This window comes from Pseudaeromonas pectinilytica, from assembly GCF_054780855.1.
Genome location: NZ_BAAGVN010000140.1, coordinates 1 through 525 on the forward strand (window position 1 = coordinate 1; position 525 = coordinate 525).

Genomic DNA, 525 nt, shown 5'->3' on the forward strand with positions numbered 1-525 from the left:
ATCAGTTCGACTGCCATCGGCTGCCACCTGACTGGTGCGATTGCCCAAGGCATCGTAGGTATAGGTGGCAGTCACGACATTGGCTGTCACATCCTTGACTTGAGTGAGGAGGCCACTGGCATTGTAAGTAAAGGCGGTCACCACCGATGCCACCGCGCCATCGACACTGTTGCTGGCCGGTGAGGTCACCCGGGTCAGGCGCTCGGCACTATCAAACTGGTACACCCAGTTACGGCCCTGTCCATCGGTAATGGTGGTACTGCCTGCTCCATAGGTGTAGGTCAGCGTCTGGTCGGTGCCATTGGTGGCGGTACGAACCAGATAATTACTGCCGACCAACTGATAGGTGAAATTGACCTGGCTGCCATCACTCTGGCTGATTTGGCGGATACGGGTACTGGCACCGTCATACAGGTAGGTGGTGGTGTAGTTACCGAGCGCCCCACCCAGGGCATTGTTCACCTGATATAGACGATTACTGCTGTCATAGACATAGCTCACCGCAGAGGTGGTCACGCCATCCGC

1 protein-coding gene is annotated in these 525 nt (G+C 56.6%); it reads right to left on the minus strand.

The window, feature by feature from the left end; translation table 11 throughout:
• On the minus strand, positions 1-525 hold a 525-nt coding region (locus ACYVG7_RS09865; RefSeq protein WP_460882965.1), incomplete at both ends, for a hypothetical protein.